General features: G+C 69.2%; 1 protein-coding gene. It reads right to left on the minus strand.

The annotated features are described in order from the left end of the window. Positions 1–409 (minus strand): LysR substrate-binding domain-containing protein (locus EN742_RS37480; protein ID WP_245492508.1); only part of this gene is annotated, 409 nt, incomplete at both ends.

The following is a 409-nucleotide window of genomic DNA, read 5'->3' on the forward strand; positions in this document are numbered from 1 at the left end:
TCACATGGCCGGCCAGCTCGTCCAGGTCACGCGGCAGGCCGTGGCGCTCGACATAGTCGGAGCTGGCGAGCGTCGCCTCGCGCGCCGTGCCGATTCGGCGCGCGATCATGTCGCTGTCCGGCAGCGTGCCGGCGCGCACCACGCAGTCGACGCCCTCGCGCACGAGATCGACGAGGCGGTCGCCCTCGCCGATATGCAAGCTGAGCCCAGGATAGCGGGCGAGCAGCGCTGGCAGTTCCGGGATGACGACGGTACGAGCCAGGTTGCCGTTGATGTCGATGCTGAGCCGTCCACGCACCTCATGCGCGCCGAAGCCGCCCTCGGCGTCCTCGATGTCGGCGAGGATGCCGATGCAGCGCTGGTAATAGGCGTCACCATCGAGAGTGGTCGTGACGTGGCGGGTGGTGCG

It is taken from the genome of Mesorhizobium sp. M4A.F.Ca.ET.020.02.1.1 (genome assembly GCF_004022645.1).
GTDB lineage: Bacteria > Pseudomonadota > Alphaproteobacteria > Rhizobiales > Rhizobiaceae > Mesorhizobium.